Annotated in this window: 19 protein-coding genes and 1 pseudogene; 9 read left to right on the plus strand and 11 right to left on the minus strand. The window is 64.2% G+C overall.

The features are described from left to right. Positions 1–67 precede the first annotated feature (67 nt). The 4 genes from FHU31_RS16145 to FHU31_RS16160 all read right to left on the minus strand — a co-directional run bounded on the left by FHU31_RS16145 (position 68) and on the right by FHU31_RS16160 (position 3,452). The gene (locus FHU31_RS16145; protein WP_167159862.1) at positions 68–787 is read right to left on the minus strand and encodes a glycosyltransferase; all 720 of its coding nucleotides are present in this window, start codon (positions 785–787) and stop codon (positions 68–70) included. 162 nt (positions 788–949) lie between these two features. Beyond that, complete coding sequence (locus FHU31_RS16150; protein WP_167159863.1) at positions 950–1,810, minus strand: Stf0 family sulfotransferase; 861 nt, start codon at positions 1,808–1,810, stop codon at positions 950–952. A gap of 393 nt (positions 1,811–2,203) precedes the next feature. Next, entirely contained in the window at positions 2,204–2,521 is a 318-nt protein-coding gene (locus FHU31_RS16155) for an NIPSNAP family protein (RefSeq protein ID WP_167159864.1), read from the minus strand. Between the two features lie 448 nt (positions 2,522–2,969). After that, a complete protein-coding gene (locus FHU31_RS16160; protein WP_167159865.1) occupies positions 2,970–3,452 on the minus strand; it encodes a flavodoxin family protein in 483 nt (160 codons plus the stop codon). Positions 3,453–3,877: 425 nt separating this feature from the next. On the opposite strand from FHU31_RS16160, the gene FHU31_RS16170 reads away from it, so the two are divergent. Next, positions 3,878–4,366 carry a DUF1203 domain-containing protein gene (locus tag FHU31_RS16170; protein WP_167159866.1) on the plus strand — a complete coding sequence of 163 codons (489 nt, stop codon included), beginning with the start codon at positions 3,878–3,880 and terminating at the stop codon, positions 4,364–4,366. Positions 4,367–4,397: 31 nt separating this feature from the next. Here the strand turns inward: FHU31_RS16170 and FHU31_RS16175 are convergent, their stop codons facing one another. After that, the gene (locus FHU31_RS16175; RefSeq protein WP_167159867.1) at positions 4,398–5,405 is read right to left on the minus strand and encodes a serine hydrolase domain-containing protein; all 1,008 of its coding nucleotides are present in this window, start codon (positions 5,403–5,405) and stop codon (positions 4,398–4,400) included. A 70-nt stretch (positions 5,406–5,475) separates the two neighbouring features. On the opposite strand from FHU31_RS16175, the gene FHU31_RS16180 reads away from it, so the two are divergent. Beyond that, entirely contained in the window at positions 5,476–5,877 is a 402-nt protein-coding gene (locus FHU31_RS16180; RefSeq protein ID WP_167159868.1) for a type II toxin-antitoxin system VapC family toxin, read from the plus strand. 41 nt (positions 5,878–5,918) lie between these two features. On the opposite strand, the gene pip is transcribed toward FHU31_RS16180, so the two are convergent. Both pip and FHU31_RS16190 read right to left on the minus strand, forming a co-directional pair. Then, the gene (gene pip, locus FHU31_RS16185; RefSeq protein ID WP_409371271.1) at positions 5,919–6,896 is read right to left on the minus strand and encodes a prolyl aminopeptidase; all 978 of its coding nucleotides are present in this window, start codon (positions 6,894–6,896) and stop codon (positions 5,919–5,921) included. A 14-nt stretch (positions 6,897–6,910) separates the two neighbouring features. Further along, the gene (locus FHU31_RS16190) at positions 6,911–7,279 is read right to left on the minus strand and encodes a hypothetical protein (RefSeq protein ID WP_167159869.1); all 369 of its coding nucleotides are present in this window, start codon (positions 7,277–7,279) and stop codon (positions 6,911–6,913) included. A gap of 175 nt (positions 7,280–7,454) precedes the next feature. Between FHU31_RS16190 and FHU31_RS16195 the strand changes: the two genes are divergently transcribed. The 6 genes from FHU31_RS16195 (at position 7,455) to FHU31_RS16220 (ending at position 11,448) form a co-directional block, all read left to right on the plus strand. After that, entirely contained in the window at positions 7,455–7,844 is a 390-nt protein-coding gene (locus tag FHU31_RS16195) for a PPOX class F420-dependent oxidoreductase (RefSeq protein ID WP_090357436.1), read from the plus strand. 6 nt (positions 7,845–7,850) lie between these two features. After that, a complete protein-coding gene (locus tag FHU31_RS16200) occupies positions 7,851–8,150 on the plus strand; it encodes a thiamine-binding protein (RefSeq protein ID WP_167159870.1) in 300 nt (99 codons plus the stop codon). 4 nt (positions 8,151–8,154) lie between these two features. Next, a complete protein-coding gene (locus tag FHU31_RS16205) occupies positions 8,155–8,763 on the plus strand; it encodes a class I SAM-dependent methyltransferase (RefSeq protein WP_167159871.1) in 609 nt (202 codons plus the stop codon). A gap of 109 nt (positions 8,764–8,872) precedes the next feature. Beyond that, on the plus strand, positions 8,873–9,415 hold the full coding sequence (locus tag FHU31_RS16210; RefSeq protein ID WP_167159873.1) for a hypothetical protein: 543 nt from the start codon (positions 8,873–8,875) through the stop codon (positions 9,413–9,415). Continuing rightward, positions 9,412–10,407, plus strand: coding sequence for an NAD(P)H-quinone oxidoreductase (locus tag FHU31_RS16215; RefSeq protein ID WP_167159875.1), 996 nt, complete (start codon positions 9,412–9,414; stop codon positions 10,405–10,407). Before FHU31_RS16210 ends, FHU31_RS16215 begins: the two co-directional genes overlap by 4 nt. A 132-nt stretch (positions 10,408–10,539) precedes the next feature. Then, the gene (locus tag FHU31_RS16220) at positions 10,540–11,448 is read left to right on the plus strand and encodes an MBL fold metallo-hydrolase (protein WP_167159876.1); all 909 of its coding nucleotides are present in this window, start codon (positions 10,540–10,542) and stop codon (positions 11,446–11,448) included. A gap of 8 nt (positions 11,449–11,456) precedes the next feature. On the opposite strand, the gene FHU31_RS16225 is transcribed toward FHU31_RS16220, so the two are convergent. Beyond that, positions 11,457–12,149 carry a haloacid dehalogenase type II gene (locus FHU31_RS16225; protein WP_167159878.1) on the minus strand — a complete coding sequence of 231 codons (693 nt, stop codon included), beginning with the start codon at positions 12,147–12,149 and terminating at the stop codon, positions 11,457–11,459. Between the two features lie 213 nt (positions 12,150–12,362). Between FHU31_RS16225 and FHU31_RS16230 the strand changes: the two are divergent. Beyond that, positions 12,363–13,112, plus strand: a pseudogene (locus FHU31_RS16230) (L,D-transpeptidase); the annotation flags it as partial. A gap of 3 nt (positions 13,113–13,115) precedes the next feature. Here FHU31_RS16230 and FHU31_RS16235 read toward each other — a convergent pair. The 3 genes from FHU31_RS16235 to FHU31_RS16245 form a co-directional block, all read right to left on the minus strand. Next, a complete protein-coding gene (locus FHU31_RS16235; RefSeq protein ID WP_167159881.1) occupies positions 13,116–13,544 on the minus strand; it encodes a type II toxin-antitoxin system Rv0910 family toxin in 429 nt (142 codons plus the stop codon). 83 nt (positions 13,545–13,627) lie between these two features. Continuing rightward, positions 13,628–14,590 carry a ferritin-like domain-containing protein gene (locus FHU31_RS16240; RefSeq protein ID WP_167159883.1) on the minus strand — a complete coding sequence of 321 codons (963 nt, stop codon included), beginning with the start codon at positions 14,588–14,590 and terminating at the stop codon, positions 13,628–13,630. Between the two features lie 188 nt (positions 14,591–14,778). Continuing rightward, positions 14,779–14,961: a hypothetical protein gene (locus FHU31_RS16245; RefSeq protein WP_139169945.1), complete on the minus strand. Its 183-nt coding sequence runs from the start codon at positions 14,959–14,961 to the stop codon at positions 14,779–14,781. Positions 14,962–15,000: the final 39 nt, after the last annotated feature.

Genomic DNA, 15,000 nt, shown 5'->3' on the forward strand with positions numbered 1-15,000 from the left:
TGTCAGCTTTTCCCTCGTTGAGTTGGGTGTGTACCAGAAAGACGAGGTGAATTCCTCGTTCGCCGGCTCAACGAACTTCTTCCCATTCTCGGCTTACAGACTTCCGGAACAAGTACACGGAAACAGAATTCGTGAACCATTGCCACAGGAGCTTGGGCCACCCCACCTCATGTGCTCTTCTGCCGGTATGAAAAATGGTGAGGCCGTTGACGAACCGGGTTCTGCCGATTCGCGACAGCCTCCGAAATAGATCCATGTCCTCCGCGGCGACCAGCTTTTCGTCGAATCCGCCAACTTCTCGAAATGCATCCGCGGCGATCATTTGAAACTCGCCGCCGGCCGCGCCAATCCTGAACACGTTGTTCTGAAGAAAGAACTGAAGTCCCAACATCGTGAAGACGGCGCGATCGGCAACCGTACTGATCTCGGGTGTGACCCGGTACTTGCCCGTGAGGGCCACCAGGTCCGGCCTCGAGCGGAATTCGGCGAGCGCCGTTTCGAAAAAGATGTCGACTTCGGGAATAACCACATCGGCATCCAGGAAGACGAGGTAATCGCCTCGCGCCACTGACGCGCCCATATTCCGCGCCATCGCGATGGTCTGTCTCGTCTGCCCGTCATGGACCATGATCCGGGAGGCGTGGTTCCGACACAATGAAACTGTTTCGTCCCTGCTGTTTCCGTCAGAGATGATGATCTCATGGTCACCGGAAAATGGGGTGATCGAGTTAAGCGTATTCATGATGGTCTTCGATTCATTCAACGTTGGAATGATGAACGAGATCATGCCGTCAAACTCCTGTTTGGTGGGCTCACGGGTGTCCGCGGCCGAGCGGGGAAATTGCGGGGCTTGCGGAGACTCAGAACTCGGAGGGACCCGGGTTCTCGGCGAACCGCAGATGCCATCCGTGCGGCGCCAGCATCACTGACCGACTGACGGGCGCCGGATTCACGTCACCCGCAGCCGACGCAGCTTCAATCGCTGACGGAGCTGAAGCAGGCCACCTAGGTCCTTGTCCGCGTTGAACTGGTCGTCCAACACATCACTGATGAATTTCCGAGTCCACTCTTCAGACTGTCCATTCGCCTGCCGGCAAAGTCTCGGCGTCACGGAGAGGAGATGGTCTGGCGGGATCCCGGGGAGGCTGCGCAACGTCTCCTCCGGCCTGGCCACCAGACACTCGTACGTGAGGTCTCGGTACGGCACACGACGCTCGGCCAGAAAGCTCTGGATTACGGTGTTTTGATTCCGGATTACTTCCAGCATTCTCAACGTCCGCCGGAATGAATACTTCGCCTGCGCTTTGGAGTCAAAGTGATTCGACCATCTTCGACTTTGCATCGCGATCTCGAACGACACCGCTTGGGCTATCTGATCTTCTCTTCGAAGACGTACATAATGAACGCGAAGGTCTCCGAGATATCGCTCAATACTGGAGAAGTAAGGCAGGTGATTTCCGTGCAGGTTTATCCCGAGCCAGCCATTCTTGTGTGTTCGGTGTCGCCGCAGTGCACGAATGTATGCGGCACCGTCGATCGTGCCGTCGCTGTGACAGTTCCACCGATCGGCCAACAGCGGCATATATTGAAACGGTTGAAAGTACTCGTGCGCGGTGTAGCCGTGATTCTCGCGTATCAACTCACAGAGCAGTGTGCTTCCGCTCCGGGGGGTACTCAACAGAATCATCACGTCCGTCGTCTGAGTCTCTTCGGTCTCGTCATAACGCGCATCCGCGAAGTCCTCGGCCGGGATCATCTTCGCTGCGGCTGTGACTTTGAGACGATGCAAATAGGCGTCATATCTCGCCAAGGTGTAAGTACCTCCAAATGGCATGGCTACGCGCCGTCGTTGGATCGAATTCTGCCCAGTTCGTTTAATTGCTCAATACAAACCGGGCGCTGTACCGATGGTGAAAAGTGGGGGTCAACAAATTGATGAAGCAAGGTGTCGGTGCGCCGGGAGGTTACGCTAACAGCAGAGTGAAACAGCGTCGAGTTCGAACGTTCAACCTATGAATATTGACAGCACGCAGGCCGCTTTAACACATATGTGCTTGTCGTTGGACGGTCTTCGCTCTCCCCGCCTTGTGCCAGCGTGGCCGAGAGCTCGTCACACAACACGGCGGCCTCTACCCGCGTGAAGATGAAGTAAACGAATACGCACAGCCACCAGCACGCCGACGACAGCCATTCCAGGTTTGCGTCAGCGAAGCGGCGAGAACGAGGTCGGGTCGAGCAGCGTCGCTTCGACTGCGACGATGTCATCGAAGTCGAAGCCGGCCATATCGGCGGCGAATTCCGGGCTAGTCATGATCTGGCCGGTAAGGTCTTTCGGATCGACGTCCGGCGGATATCGGACCAGCGCGACGAGACGATGGGCACCGTCGACCTGCTCAGTCCACACGCCGTGGATGACGATCCCGAACTTGGGGAAGGTCGCCAGGTGCCGGGCCCAATGTACCGTCGCGTACTGTTGCAGAGCTTCCGGCGAGCGCAGGGTGTAGATCCTGAGTTGGAACATCGAAATCGACTGCCCTTCAGTTTAATTCACCTAAGTTGCCACAACGGGAACACAGGTCACCTTCTGCCACCGATGCCGATCACAAGGCCACCGCCCCAGTAGGGCCAACCCAGGCTGGGAGTGGCCACGGTGCCGGGCGACGTGACGATCTGTACATTTCCCGGACTCTGACACATGGTCGTCGTTGAACTCACATTCGTACACGAAGGGGTTGCGAGCGCGCCCGCCGGCCACACCGTACAGACCAGGCCGATGCTGAGCATGATCGACCCGAACAGCCTCCGCAACTGTCGGCCAACCATGTGACCGATATTCGCGTTCACGAGCTTCCCCGTTCGTCGAGTGCAACCATGTGCGGATCCGAAACTTCCTGCAGTCCCCAGAGTTCAGGGCGAAAGTCCCTGATGCTGAACCGCGTAAGCGTTCAGCCTGCCTGCTGAGGGCCCGGTCACCGCGCCCTCGGCGACTGCGCCACCCGCTCGCGGAGCTGCGCCGCGAAAGCCGCTGCCCGGTCGAGGTCGGCGTCGTTGGGCCGGCCCTTGTTGACACCGCCGACCCACCGCAGCGGTCCGACCGTATCCAGACCGCGGCACGAGAACGAATCAAGTACCTCAAAACCCTTCGCGGTGAGCCGACGATGCACCGCTCGGCGGTAACCCAGAAGCGGAAGTTCACGTCCACCGCTGGTGATGAACGTGAATGCGTGGATGCCGTTGCCGCGCGGCAGTCGTCGGATCAACCTCCACAGCCTGGGATGTACCGCCATGAAGTAGATGCCAGACCCGAACCCGACGAGGTCGTAGTCTCGGAGGGTCTCAACGTCAACCGATTCGGGCTCAAGGACTTCAGCCCCGAGTACCTCGGCCATTCGGTCTGCTACCCGCCGAGTGTTGCCGTTGGAGACCGAAACGCAGATGAGTAGCGATTTCATCGGCCACCCTTCCGATACGTTGCCACGTCGACACCGTGCCGGCGTGGGATATACCGATGGTGCGCCGGCGACCGGGTGTACCGAAAGGGCGGAAGGCACCATGGCCGAAGGGCATTTGGTCACTACTCGACGTGTGGGACTGTCCCTGGAGGCACATGGGCGGCCCTTCGAGCGGGTAACGAACGTCATGACAATTGCGGCGCGGTCAAGGCGGCGCTTTCGGCTATCGAGGACGGCGTGGTGCCCGGCTGGTATGTCCGCGAGATCGTCGACCGAGTGACCCCCTCAGTCCTGCCGGATATCACTCCGGAGTGACGCAGGTCGACGTCGGCCCTCAGTAACGCCAACCGTGCTGAACTGATGAAGACAAGTGTCTTGTCGGAAATCCGCCAGCGCTTTCGACTGTCTCAGAACAACATCGACGAATGCCATCTCCGTCGTTTCTCATCCATCCCATCGCGGGTTCCCTCCTCGATCACGTCCGTGAATCCGCTCGCGACGCGTGGGGTACTCCCGTCGAAGAACTGACCGACGCGCCGGGCAGCCCGCTTCGCTGTTGCCTGCGCAACTCGCGGCCGGGTGAACGACTGATCCTGTTCGGCTACGCGCCCCCGATACCGGGAGGGCCAAGCCCCTATCAGGAAGTCGGTGCGGTATTCGCCCACGCCGAGTCGTGCGACGGCCCACCGCAGTGGACCACCTATCCCGACGAATGGCTGCACCGTCCGCAAATCCTGCGCGCATATGACTCTCGCGGCTGGATCCACCCCGCCACCACCATGCACGACGGCAACGAAGCAGAAACAGCGCTTCGCGAGGTTCTGTCAGCACCCGGGGTTGTCGAGGCACACAGCCGCAACATCACCTATGGCTGCTTCATGTTCGCCGCTTCACTTGCGGGGCTCGACGAGTGAAAACCAGTCCATTCAGCCTCCGGGCGGGCCGTCATATCGCGTCGAGCAGAATGCGGATCGCAATCTCATCAACGGCGACAGCAGTGTTGGCCAGGATCACCACCGCCGCCGCGCGGCACCGATCGAGAGCCAGCATGCTCGTGAAGCCACCCGTTCTGCCGTTGTGCCAGGTGACGTCCGCGCCGCCGATGCAATTGGTGAACCACGCGTAGCCCACCCGGCTCCCGTTATCCGCGTCCCAACGCGGTTCGAGCGCGTCGAGGCCCGGCACCCTGCGGTCAAGCAGGGCTTGTGCGTACCGACACATATCGGCCGGGGTTGAGCGCACTCCCCCGGCAGGCGCGTACGCATTCAACGTCCACGCCTGCTCACTCTTGCCGCCGGCGCTCCACCCCGTCGGTGCGCCAGGCGGCAGGTCGCGAGCAGACAGGGGTGTGCTCGACCGCTTCATCCCGAGGCGTCCGAACAGTTGACGGTCCAACAATTCGGGGTACCCGGTGCCGGCCCGGACCGCGAGCGCCTCGCCCAGTAGCGCGGTACCCAGGTTGGAATACGAAAAAGAGCCTCTCCCAGCGATTCTTGCCGTGCGCGCTTGTGCGAGCAGCGTCGCGGCATCGGCGGTGTACGGGTTGCGGTGCCGCAGGACGGCGAGAAGGGCGGCCACCCGATCCCTCGGGCCCGCGGCGATCCGCGGCAGCCCCGATCGGTGACTGGCCAGTTCCTCGAGTGTCACGTCGGCGACCTGACTGCTGCGGAGATCGAGCAGGCTTCCGAGGGTGCTCTCGGCTGTCAACTCACCGGCCTCGACGGCTTCGGCGAAGAGCAACGAGGTCATCGTTTTCGCAAGAGATCCGATTTCGTAGACCGTGTCGGGCCCCGCGCCGAAATGTGCCTCGGTCGACTGGCGGTCCTTGACATGGACGACACTGGCGCGATCACGAAGGCCGGCTTCCCGTAGGAGCGGTTCGACCCGCGCAATCAGATCGGGGTCGCCGCCGGCCGGCCCGAGTCCCGGTGCCCGCGACGCTGAGGCGCTCATCTCACCTCCGCCAGGTTTCTTCACTTCCGCCTCATCGCCACACCAGCCGTCCCCGTGCAAAGGTACTGGCATGACAACGTTCGTCATCGATGCACAGGTGGCTGTCGACCTCGCCGTTGGCGGCGCAACCATTCCACCAGAGCACAGCCTGGCGGCTCCCACGCTACTGCGCTCGCAGGTGCTGGCTCTCGTGTACCACTCGGTGCAGCACGGCGAGATCGATGAGCGGACCGGCCGAAAGGTTCTCGACGATATCCGGGCAATGCGGATCCGGCTCCTTGGTGACCGATCACTGCAGGACCAGGCCTGGCGCATCGCCGCCACGCTGAACTGGCCGGACGCCTACCGGGCCGAGTACATCGCACTGACCCGGTTGCAGGCGGATGCACTGGCCACCACCGACCCCGAACTCGCGGCCGCGGCAAGCGCTTTCGTCACCACCGTGTCCCCTGCCGACATCCTGCAGTCTTAGACCACAGAGCAACCGCACTCGTCGATCGTGCCTCGGGCGGCTCACCACGTATGCGCGTAACGCCCACCGTCGGCAAACCCTGCGATCGCATGCTCGATCGCCTCTCTCATCGCGGGGCTGCCGGTGTGCCCGGAGTCCTCGATCACCACCAGCTCAGCCTCCGGCCATGCTTGGGCGACTTCCCACGCGGTGTGCAGCGGCGCGGACAGGTCGAGGCGCCCGTGGATGAGGACACCGGGAATGCCGGCCAGCCTGCCGGCATCGCGCAGCAACTGTCCCTCATCGAGCCAGCCGTGATGGGCGAAAAAGTGGGTGCAGATCCGTACGAAGGCGAGCTTGTCATCATCGGGCCGCGCGCTGTACTGCCCGGGTCTGCCGCGTACCTCATGAGCGATCGCCGCGTCCTCCCAGGCGCACCATTCGTATGCGGCGTGCTGCCGCACGTCAGGGTCGGTGTGTTCCATCAGTTGGCGATAGCCTTCGACCAGATTCTCGTCGCGCAGATGCGTCGGAACGACGGCGCGGAACCGTTCCCACTCCTGCGGCAGAAATCGACGCAGACCGCCATAGAGCCAGTCGATTTCACTCGGTCGTGTCAGGGTGACACCGACGAGGATGACGCCGGCCACCCGCTGCGGGTGGCGCTGGGCGTAGGCCAGGATCAGTGTGGAAGCCCACGATCCTCCGTAGAGCAGCCACCGATCCACACCGAGGTGTTCCCGCAGTTGCTCCATGTCGGCCAGCAGATGAGCGGTGGTGTTGACGCGCATATCGGTCGCCGGATCGGCGGCGTGGGGCAGGCTGTCACCGCACCCACGTTGGTCGAATGACACGATCTGAAAGGCGTTCGGGTCAAACGATCGGTGCGCGGTGCGAGATCTGCCGCCACCCGGACCGCCGTGCACGATCAGCACCGTACGCCCAGCTACGTTTCCCCGAGCCTCCCAGAAGACCTGGTTTCCGTCGCCGACATCGAGCCACCCCTGACGGACCGCTGCGCCGGATGCCTGATCCCCCACCAGTCCAGCCGGGCTCAGCGCCCGTGGCCGCCACCACCACCGCCACCCGCGTGGCCGGCCCCAGCGTTGTATCCAGGTGACGCCACTTCGGCCTCGGTCAGCTGGTACGGAGGATCGAACAGACTGGGATTGTTCAGTGACGACACCACGTCACCGACGTTGCCTTGCGGGAGCCCGAGCGCGGCAGAGCTGTTGTCCGTCGGGGGAACGCAGGTGCCGTCCATCGCCACCTCACCGTTGGAACACGTCAGATCGTCGGCATGCGCGACTGCGATCGGCAGCCCCATCACTGCGAAGGCGACCGACAAGGCCGCCGCCGCAGACCGTCGAAGGTTCGGTGAGATCGCTGCGCACATGGCACACCCGCTTTCTGGTCCGGTCATCCACCGCCTAGATTATCTCCACCGGCCCCGATTCGGCGGCGACTTGAACTCAATTCCGTCCCACCCGTCGACACCTCTGCCCCACCGCGCCACCAGAGATGGCACCGTACTATTAATACTGTTGTTGCACAGTAGTTTTCGTAGACAGCGTCACTGTCGTACCGAGAGGATCACCATGGTCGCCATTCCCGAGGGTTATGAGTCACTTCTGGAACGCCCGCTGTACGGACACCTCGCCACCGTTCGTCCCGACGGCGCGCCCCAGGTCAACGCGATGTGGTTCAGCTGGGACGGCGAACTGTTGCGTTTCACCCACACCACCAAACGGCAGAAATATCGCAACATCACCGCCAATCCCGCGGTGGCGATGTCGATCATCGACCCCGACAACCCCTACCGTTACCTCGAGGTGCGTGGCGTCGTCGAAGAGATCGTGCCCGACCCGACCGGTTCGTTCTACCTCGAACTCAACGACCGGTATGACGGGCCGTTGACCGAACCGCCCGCCGACAAGGCCGACCGCGTGATCCTGGTGGTGCGCCCGACCGCCTTCAGCAAGCAGTAGACGACCATGCTGGTGGCATTCAGTGTCAGCCCGGCGGGTGGTGATGAGGACGGCAGTGTCGGCGTGGCCGTCGCCGAAGCGGTCAGGGTGGTCCGGGCTTCGGGCCTTCCCAACGAGACCAACGCCATGTTCACCAACCTCGAAGGTGAGTGGGACGAGGTGATGGCGGTGGTCAAGCAAGCCGTGGAGGCCGTCGCGGCGGCCTCCCCCAGGGTGAGTCTGGTGTTGAAAGCGGACATCCGGCCCGGTCACGTGGGCCAGCTCACGGCGAAGGTACAACGCATCGAGGACGCGCTGCGCGAGTGAGCACATGACACAACCGGGATACGACGCGCTTGCCGCACGCTATGCGGCGATGTTTCCCGGTCCCTATCAGTCACCGATCGAGCACCATGCGGTGGCGGCCTTCGTGGACGATATTCGCGCCGCGGGCGTCGTCATCGACGTGGGATGCGGAATCGGACATGTCACCGACGACCTCACACGTCGCGGCCTCGACGTGATCGGCTGCGATCCCAGCCCCGCGATGCTGGCCATCGCCCGCCGGACCTACCCTCATCTCAGGTTCGTCGAGGACGACGCGGCCCTCACCCGGGTGCACGGACCCGTCGCGGCGATCATCGCTCGGTTCAGCCTGATCCACATTCCACCCGATCTGCTGCCCGGGATCCTCCGGCTGTGGGCCCGCCGGCTCACTTCCGGCGCACCCGTGCTGATCGCAACCCAGTCTTCCGACATGCCCGGTCCCGCAACATCTTTCGATCACGCCGTGGCCCCCGCGTGGCGCTGGCATCCAGATGAACTCAGCAGGGTACTCACCGAAGGGGGCTTCGGCGAACAGTGGCGGATGGTCAGTCGGCCCGACGACGTGCACCGCTTCCCCCAAGTCCACCTGCTTGCCCGCCGCAATGGGGGCTAGCGGTACCGCCGCGGTCACGCCAGCGTCATTGTTCCCCCCGTCGCGGACCGACATGCTTGTCGGCATCCCCCGGCCACACCGGCCGACGGGGCTACGACAGGAGCGGTCAATGGGTAACGCGGTTCGCGACGATCTGGTTCTTTCGCATGCAGTGGTCACTGCCGAGGTGGAGGCGAACTTCGATCGTGTCGATATTGCACAATGGCTGAAAACCCTTCCCACACATGAGTATCAGCGTTGCGCGCCTGGCGATCACAAGGCCGCGGGCTACACCGTGGATGACGACGGTACACCGATGTCGATCAACGTCGAAATGATCGGGACCGGCCTGGTGATCCAGCAATACCGTTTCGAGGTGGCCGAGGCGCACTATTGCAAGATGGTGTCGCTGTCGGACATTCTCACCCCGGCGGGATGGACGACGACGCAGGTCATCTGGGAGCTCCGGATGGAGCAGCTCGACGGCGAACGCTGCCGCTACACCAACACGGTGACCTCGCACCCCACCGAGGATTTCTTGACGTTCATCGCCGAGAACGGGCAGACGTTCGACGAGGCGGCACAGGCCCGGCAAGAAGCCTCGGGCAGGCATTGCCGGGTCGAGACACCGTTGTACGCCGAGAGCATCGCACGACGGGCCACTGCACGATGAGCTCTGCCATCGTCTTCGACCAGCCCGGCCCGCCCGCTGTTCTGCAGTGGCGGGATGTACCACCGTTGCTTCCCCGCGCCCACGAAGTGGTGATCGGTGTCGAGGCGGCGGGGGTCAACAACGCCGACCTCATGCAGCGCCGCGGGCACTATCCCGTCCCGGCATGGGCGCCGCGCCCGCTGGGGCTGGAATGCGCCGGCACGATCACCGCCGTCGGAACCGACGTCGCCAGGTGGTCGGTCGGGGATCGCGTGTGCGCGCTCCTGGACGGCGGCGGTTACGCGGACGAGGTGGCGGTCCCGGCCACCCAGGTCATGCCGATCCCGCGCGGTTTGACCGTGGTGCAAGCCGCGGCCGTGCCCGAGGTCGCCGCCACCGTGTATTCCAACCTCGCGATGACCGCAGGACTCACCGAAGGCCAGACCGTGCTGATCCACGGAGCAGGCGGCGGTATCGGCACCTTCGCCATCCAATGGGCCACCGCAATCGGGGCACATGTCATCACGACTGCCGGCAGCGATGCCAAGGTCCGTATCGGCTTGGAGCTCGGCGCCCATACCGCGATCAACTACCGCGACCACGACTTCGTGTCCGCCACCCTGAAAGCGACCAACGGCCGCGGGGTCGACGCGATCCTCGACGTCGTGGGTTCGGACTACCTCGCCCGCAATCTCGAATGCCTGGCCGCGGACGGCCATTTGGTGATCATCGGCGGCTCGACCACACCGACGCTGCTGGACATCGGACTGCTGATGTCCAAACGCGCCAGTGTCACCGCCACCATGCTGCGAGCTCGCCCGATTCATCAGAAGGCCGACATCATCGCCGGGGTGACCCGCGATGTCCTGCCCCTGTTCGAGAGCGGCACCGTCCGGGTGGTCGTCGACACCATCGTTCCCATGGCCGAGGCAGCGCGGGCACACCAACTCCTGGAGTCCAAGCAGACAGTGGGCAAGGTCATCCTCGACAACCGGGGCCGTCGGCAGCTGTGAGCGGCGGCTCGTCGGCGTTTCCGCACCGGCACACGCGATCTCGGGATGAATCCCCGCCACGGAGAGCGATCAACCCAGAGGACAGGTCATTACCACCGTGCCTTCGGGTACCGCCCTCAGGAGAACAGCAGCATGAGCTTGGACAACATTTCCCGCACCGGTGTCGTGGGCGAGTTGGTCCCGTCGCGCTACGCGGTCGGCGTCGGCGATATCGAGGTGCTGGTGATCAGCGATGGCGTACTGCCGATCACTGCCTCGACGTTGGCCACCAATGTGGAATCAACAGAACTCGCCACCTGGCTGGACGACAATTTCCTGCCGCCCGAGGTGGTCGACTGGCCGCTGAACGTCGTCGTGGTGCGCAGCGGCGACCGGACCATCCTCGTCGACGCCGGGCTGGGACTGGAGTTCCCGGACTTCCCCCGGGCCGGGCAGACGGTGCAACGACTGGAGGCCGCCGGTGTCGATCTCGCCTCCGTGACCGACGTGGTACTCACCCATATGCACATGGACCACGTCGGAGGGCTGCTCACCCAGGGACTGAAAGAACGGCTGCGTCCGGACCTGCGCGTGCACGCTGCCACCGCCGAGGCCGAGTTCTGGGCGGCTCCCGACTTCTCGCACACCGTCATGCCGACGCCCATACCCGATGTGCTTCGCCGGGTCGCCACGCAGTTCCTGGACGAATACCACGGCCGGCTGCGCACGTTCGAGACGGAGTACGAAGTAGCGCCGGGAGTGCTCATCAGCCGCACCGGCGGCCACACCCCCGGACACAGTGTGGTCCGCCTGGAGTCACGTGGGGACAAGCTGACGTTCGCCGGCGATGCCGTGTTCGCGCCCGGGTTCGACAATCCGGAGTGGCAGAACGGTTTTGAGCACGACCCACAAGAGGCCGCCCGCGTTCGGATCCAGCTGCTACGGGAGTTGGCAGCGACCGGCGAGTCGCTGGTGGCCACCCACCTTCCCTTTCCCTCGGTCTGCCACGTCGCCGTCGCCGGCGACGCCTTCCGCTGCGTACCGGCAACCTGGGACTTCTGACCGGCGCGTCACCGGATATCGCCGACGGCGCGGACGACCTGGTCGACACTCCCGGCAGTCATCTCGTGAGCGAAGTGCGGATCGCCGTACTCGTGGGGACGGCTCAGGAAGACGGTGCCCAACCCAAGCGAGGCTGCCGCGTCCAAGTCATAGGGGTGACAGGCAACCATCGCCGTTTCGTGGGGCTGCACGCCGAGGTACTGCAACGCCCGCAGATAGGTCCTCGGGTCGGGTTTGAACGCGCCGACCAGCTCAGCGGTCAAGACCGCATCGATGTCGATCGCCAGGTTCTTGAACAGCGAGACCATGGTGCTCATATCGGTATTCGACAACGTCGCGGTGATCGCATCGCGGCGCAGACGCGCCATTCCGGCCCGCGCGTCGGGCCAGGGCTCAAGCCGCTGCCAGCTCGACGCGACCGATTCCGCAGCGGCCCAGGTCGGCTCGGCCAGTCCGTGACTGACGCAGACCTCGCCGAACCCGGCGGCGTACTCGCGTTGCACCGGATGCCACTGGTCGACGGACTGCGACAGAGTTCTCACCCGGTGGAAGTAGTTTGTCCGCCAGTCCCGGGTGAATTCACCCGCATCCACCGTGGTGATCTGATTCGCGTCCAGGAAGTTCTTGACGGCACGGCTCACGGGCCCGAAGAAATCCAGCAGGGTGCCTTGTACATCGAAAAGGTAAGCGCGGAACCGCACACCACGACCCTACCGACCCGGGCCGCACTCGGAGTGGTTCACAGCAACCCCGGCTAGGATCCGGCTTCGACAAGCTCAGCACCGGGAGACGGAGTGTGGCCGATGGAACGTGCGCGCCGAAGTACTGCGCTGCTTGCGCTGACCGGCACGGTGCTCGCCGCCGTGCTGTACGGGCCGGCAGGGCTGTCGCGCGCCGATGATCCTCTGCCAGCGGTGTCACTGACGTCCACCTCGGGTGCGCCGGTGCAGAACGGCGGCACCTACGGAATCGGCATGGTCGTGGTGGCACATTTCGCCGCGCCCGTGACCGATCGTGGCGCGGCCGAACAACAACTCACGGTGACCACCGAACCTCCGGTCACCGGCGCCTGGCACTGGGTCAATGACACGACCGCACATTGGCGGCCGCCGCAGTACTACGCCCCCGGCACCGTCGTCACCGTCGGCCGGGACGCCCCGACCACGTTCACCATCGGCGCGTCGCACGTGTCGATCGCCGATGACAAGACCAAACAGGTCACCGTGTACGACGGTGGGACGCTGGTGCGCACCATGCCGACGTCGATGGGCCGGGGCGGCACCGAAACCGTCGGCAACACGACATTGAGCTTCTGGACGCAGCCGGGCGTCTACACCGTGATGGACAAGAGCAATCCGGTGATCATGGACTCGTCCACCTACGGTCTGCCGATCAACTCGCACCTCGGCTACAAGGAGTCGATCCCCTATGCGGTGCGGGTCAGCACCGACGGTGTGTACCTGCATGAGCTGGATGCCACAGTGTGGGCGCAGGGCAAGACCGACACCAGCCACGGCTGTCTGAACCTCAACCACGACAATGCGCAGTGGTTCTACAACTTCTCCGTGCCCGGCGATGTCGTGGAGGTACGCAACACCGGCGGTAAGCCGTTGCAGCTCTGGCAGAACGGCGACTGGAGTGTGCCGTGGGAGCAGTGGGCCTGAGCCTCAACGCAGTTCGGCGAGGTTCTGCACCGACCGGCGGACATCGGACTTCAACACCGCGGCGACCAGCGCGCCGACCGGCCCACCGAGAAGTCCACCGGACAGGTCTGCGACCAGATGGAACGTCGATCCGGGCTGCTCATCGGCCACCGTCATTGCCAGCGCGATCTGTACCCCGCCACGTCCCCGACCGACAAGCCGAATTCGCTGCGGTTCTTCGTAATCGGTGACCCGCCAATGAATGGTGTTGCGGAAACCCTTCACCTTGATCAGCGACGACACCTTGGTACCCGCCTCGATGGAAGCCGGCGGTGGACTGTGCCAGCCGCCAAAGATCGTCAGCCACTCCTCGAACCGCTGTAGGTCTGAGGCCAGTTTCCAGGCCTGATCCGGTGTCAGATCCGAGGACACCGACACGTCGACTTTTGCCATGGCAGGTCGATACTTTCTGTTCTGGGTGCGGACACGATACGGTGCCCCGCGGCTAGGGCACGGGGCACCGATGATCGGTCGGGTCAGCTGATCCCGACAACCTCTTGTGCGATTGCGGCCAGCCTGGTTTGCGCCGCCGAGACGACGCGCTGACGGTTCTTGTGCGCTTCCTCCCACGCCACGATGACCCGAATGTCGCTGGGATCGGTCAGTTCCTTGACGGCCGAGATTGCCTCGGCCACCGGAAGTTCGTCGTAGTCGGCGATCGGCAGCTCGGCGGGATCCAGCGCCCCGGACGCGCTGCGCAGCGCGTGCAGCGCGTCGGCGGCCTGTTCGGCGCCGTCACCCCGGGTGATGTCCTCGGCAGCGGCCAGTGCGGCATCACGCGAACCGGACAGCACCCGGCCGGCCAACTCCCCTGCGTGGGCGCCGCGGTCGATCAGCTGATCGACATTCGGGCGGAAGTTGCGAATGACCTCCAGCGCGCGGTCCACGCTGCGCGCGGTCCACAGCCCCGGCAGATTGGCCAATTTCACCGCCGCGCCGGTAGCCGCCTGCAGCGGCGTGCGGCGAAGGGCGGCCGGACCACCCAGCGCATCCTCGGCCAGCACCGTCGTCAACCACTCCACCGTCGCGGCGTGCGCGGTGATCAGCCGGTCGGCCAGCGCGATGACCTCGGGCTGTTTGGCAGCCACCGCCAGCGCCTTGATGTAACGCGAACGGTCGAGCAGTTGGTCCTCCAGAGCCAGGTCGCCGAGCAGCGCCTCGTCGAACGGCTCGGCCTGCTCGGTCAGCGCCTTGACCGCGGCCGCGGCACGACCGAGGAACGGGCCGATGACATCGGGATAACCGCCCAGGTCACGGATGGCCTGTTCGATGGCTGCGGCGCGATCGCGGCCGTTGGCGGCGTTCCGAGTCAGCTCACGCTTGACGGCCTCGGTGCGGGCCTGGGCAACCCTGGTCTCGGCGATCTGGACCTCGGTGTTGGTCAGGTCCAATACGGTGCGTAGCTGTGCAAGCAGTGTGGTGGTGTCAGCGATAGACATGGATTTCGCCCCTTTACGTTGGCGGATGTGTCGGCGCAAGTGCACCTTGCTCTCCGGGTACCCGGCCGTATCGGGCCGCTACGCGCCCAACCGGAAATTGACCCCATGACATGGGTCACACAAAGCGGACACCTCAGCCGATCGGCAGCGGCCGCTACCCGAGGATCTGGTGGGCAAACCCCACCGGTTCAGTGGTGCAGCACATCACCGCGGCCGACCTCGACCTGAAAGTGCTTGTCACCCCAGGCGTCGGCGACCACGAACTGCACGCGCTTGGGCCGCCCGAAGACCGAGGTCGACACGACCGTACCCGTGGAACCGGCCGGCACCGCCGGAACATCCATGCCCTCGATCCGCCTGCGGGCAGTCACCACATCACCTTTTCGGCACGCCATCCTTGCAGTCCCCCC

It is taken from the genome of Mycolicibacterium fluoranthenivorans, assembly GCF_011758805.1.
Lineage (GTDB): Bacteria > Actinomycetota > Actinomycetes > Mycobacteriales > Mycobacteriaceae > Mycobacterium > Mycobacterium fluoranthenivorans.

What these genes read in the sequence shown, in the direction of transcription:
- FHU31_RS16145 (WP_167159862.1), bottom strand. Translation starts at nt 787, where the DNA reads ATGATCTCGTTCATCATTCCAACGTTGAATGAATCGAAGACCATCATG.
- FHU31_RS16155 (WP_167159864.1), bottom strand. Translation starts at nt 2,521, where the DNA reads ATGTTCCAACTCAGGATCTACACCCTGCGCTCGCCGGAAGCTCTGCAA.
- FHU31_RS16160 (WP_167159865.1), bottom strand. Translation starts at nt 3,452, where the DNA reads ATGAAATCGCTACTCATCTGCGTTTCGGTCTCCAACGGCAACACTCGG.
- FHU31_RS16170 (WP_167159866.1), top strand. Translation starts at nt 3,878, where the DNA reads ATGCCATCTCCGTCGTTTCTCATCCATCCCATCGCGGGTTCCCTCCTC.
- FHU31_RS16175 (WP_167159867.1), bottom strand. Translation starts at nt 5,405, where the DNA reads ATGAGCGCCTCAGCGTCGCGGGCACCGGGACTCGGGCCGGCCGGCGGC.
- FHU31_RS16180 (WP_167159868.1), top strand. Translation starts at nt 5,476, where the DNA reads ATGACAACGTTCGTCATCGATGCACAGGTGGCTGTCGACCTCGCCGTT.
- FHU31_RS16190 (WP_167159869.1), bottom strand. Translation starts at nt 7,279, where the DNA reads ATGACCGGACCAGAAAGCGGGTGTGCCATGTGCGCAGCGATCTCACCG.
- FHU31_RS16195 (WP_090357436.1), top strand. Translation starts at nt 7,455, where the DNA reads ATGGTCGCCATTCCCGAGGGTTATGAGTCACTTCTGGAACGCCCGCTG.
- FHU31_RS16200 (WP_167159870.1), top strand. Translation starts at nt 7,851, where the DNA reads ATGCTGGTGGCATTCAGTGTCAGCCCGGCGGGTGGTGATGAGGACGGC.
- FHU31_RS16205 (WP_167159871.1), top strand. Translation starts at nt 8,155, where the DNA reads ATGACACAACCGGGATACGACGCGCTTGCCGCACGCTATGCGGCGATG.
- FHU31_RS16210 (WP_167159873.1), top strand. Translation starts at nt 8,873, where the DNA reads ATGGGTAACGCGGTTCGCGACGATCTGGTTCTTTCGCATGCAGTGGTC.
- FHU31_RS16215 (WP_167159875.1), top strand. Translation starts at nt 9,412, where the DNA reads ATGAGCTCTGCCATCGTCTTCGACCAGCCCGGCCCGCCCGCTGTTCTG.
- FHU31_RS16220 (WP_167159876.1), top strand. Translation starts at nt 10,540, where the DNA reads ATGAGCTTGGACAACATTTCCCGCACCGGTGTCGTGGGCGAGTTGGTC.
- FHU31_RS16235 (WP_167159881.1), bottom strand. Translation starts at nt 13,544, where the DNA reads ATGGCAAAAGTCGACGTGTCGGTGTCCTCGGATCTGACACCGGATCAG.
- FHU31_RS16240 (WP_167159883.1), bottom strand. Translation starts at nt 14,590, where the DNA reads ATGTCTATCGCTGACACCACCACACTGCTTGCACAGCTACGCACCGTA.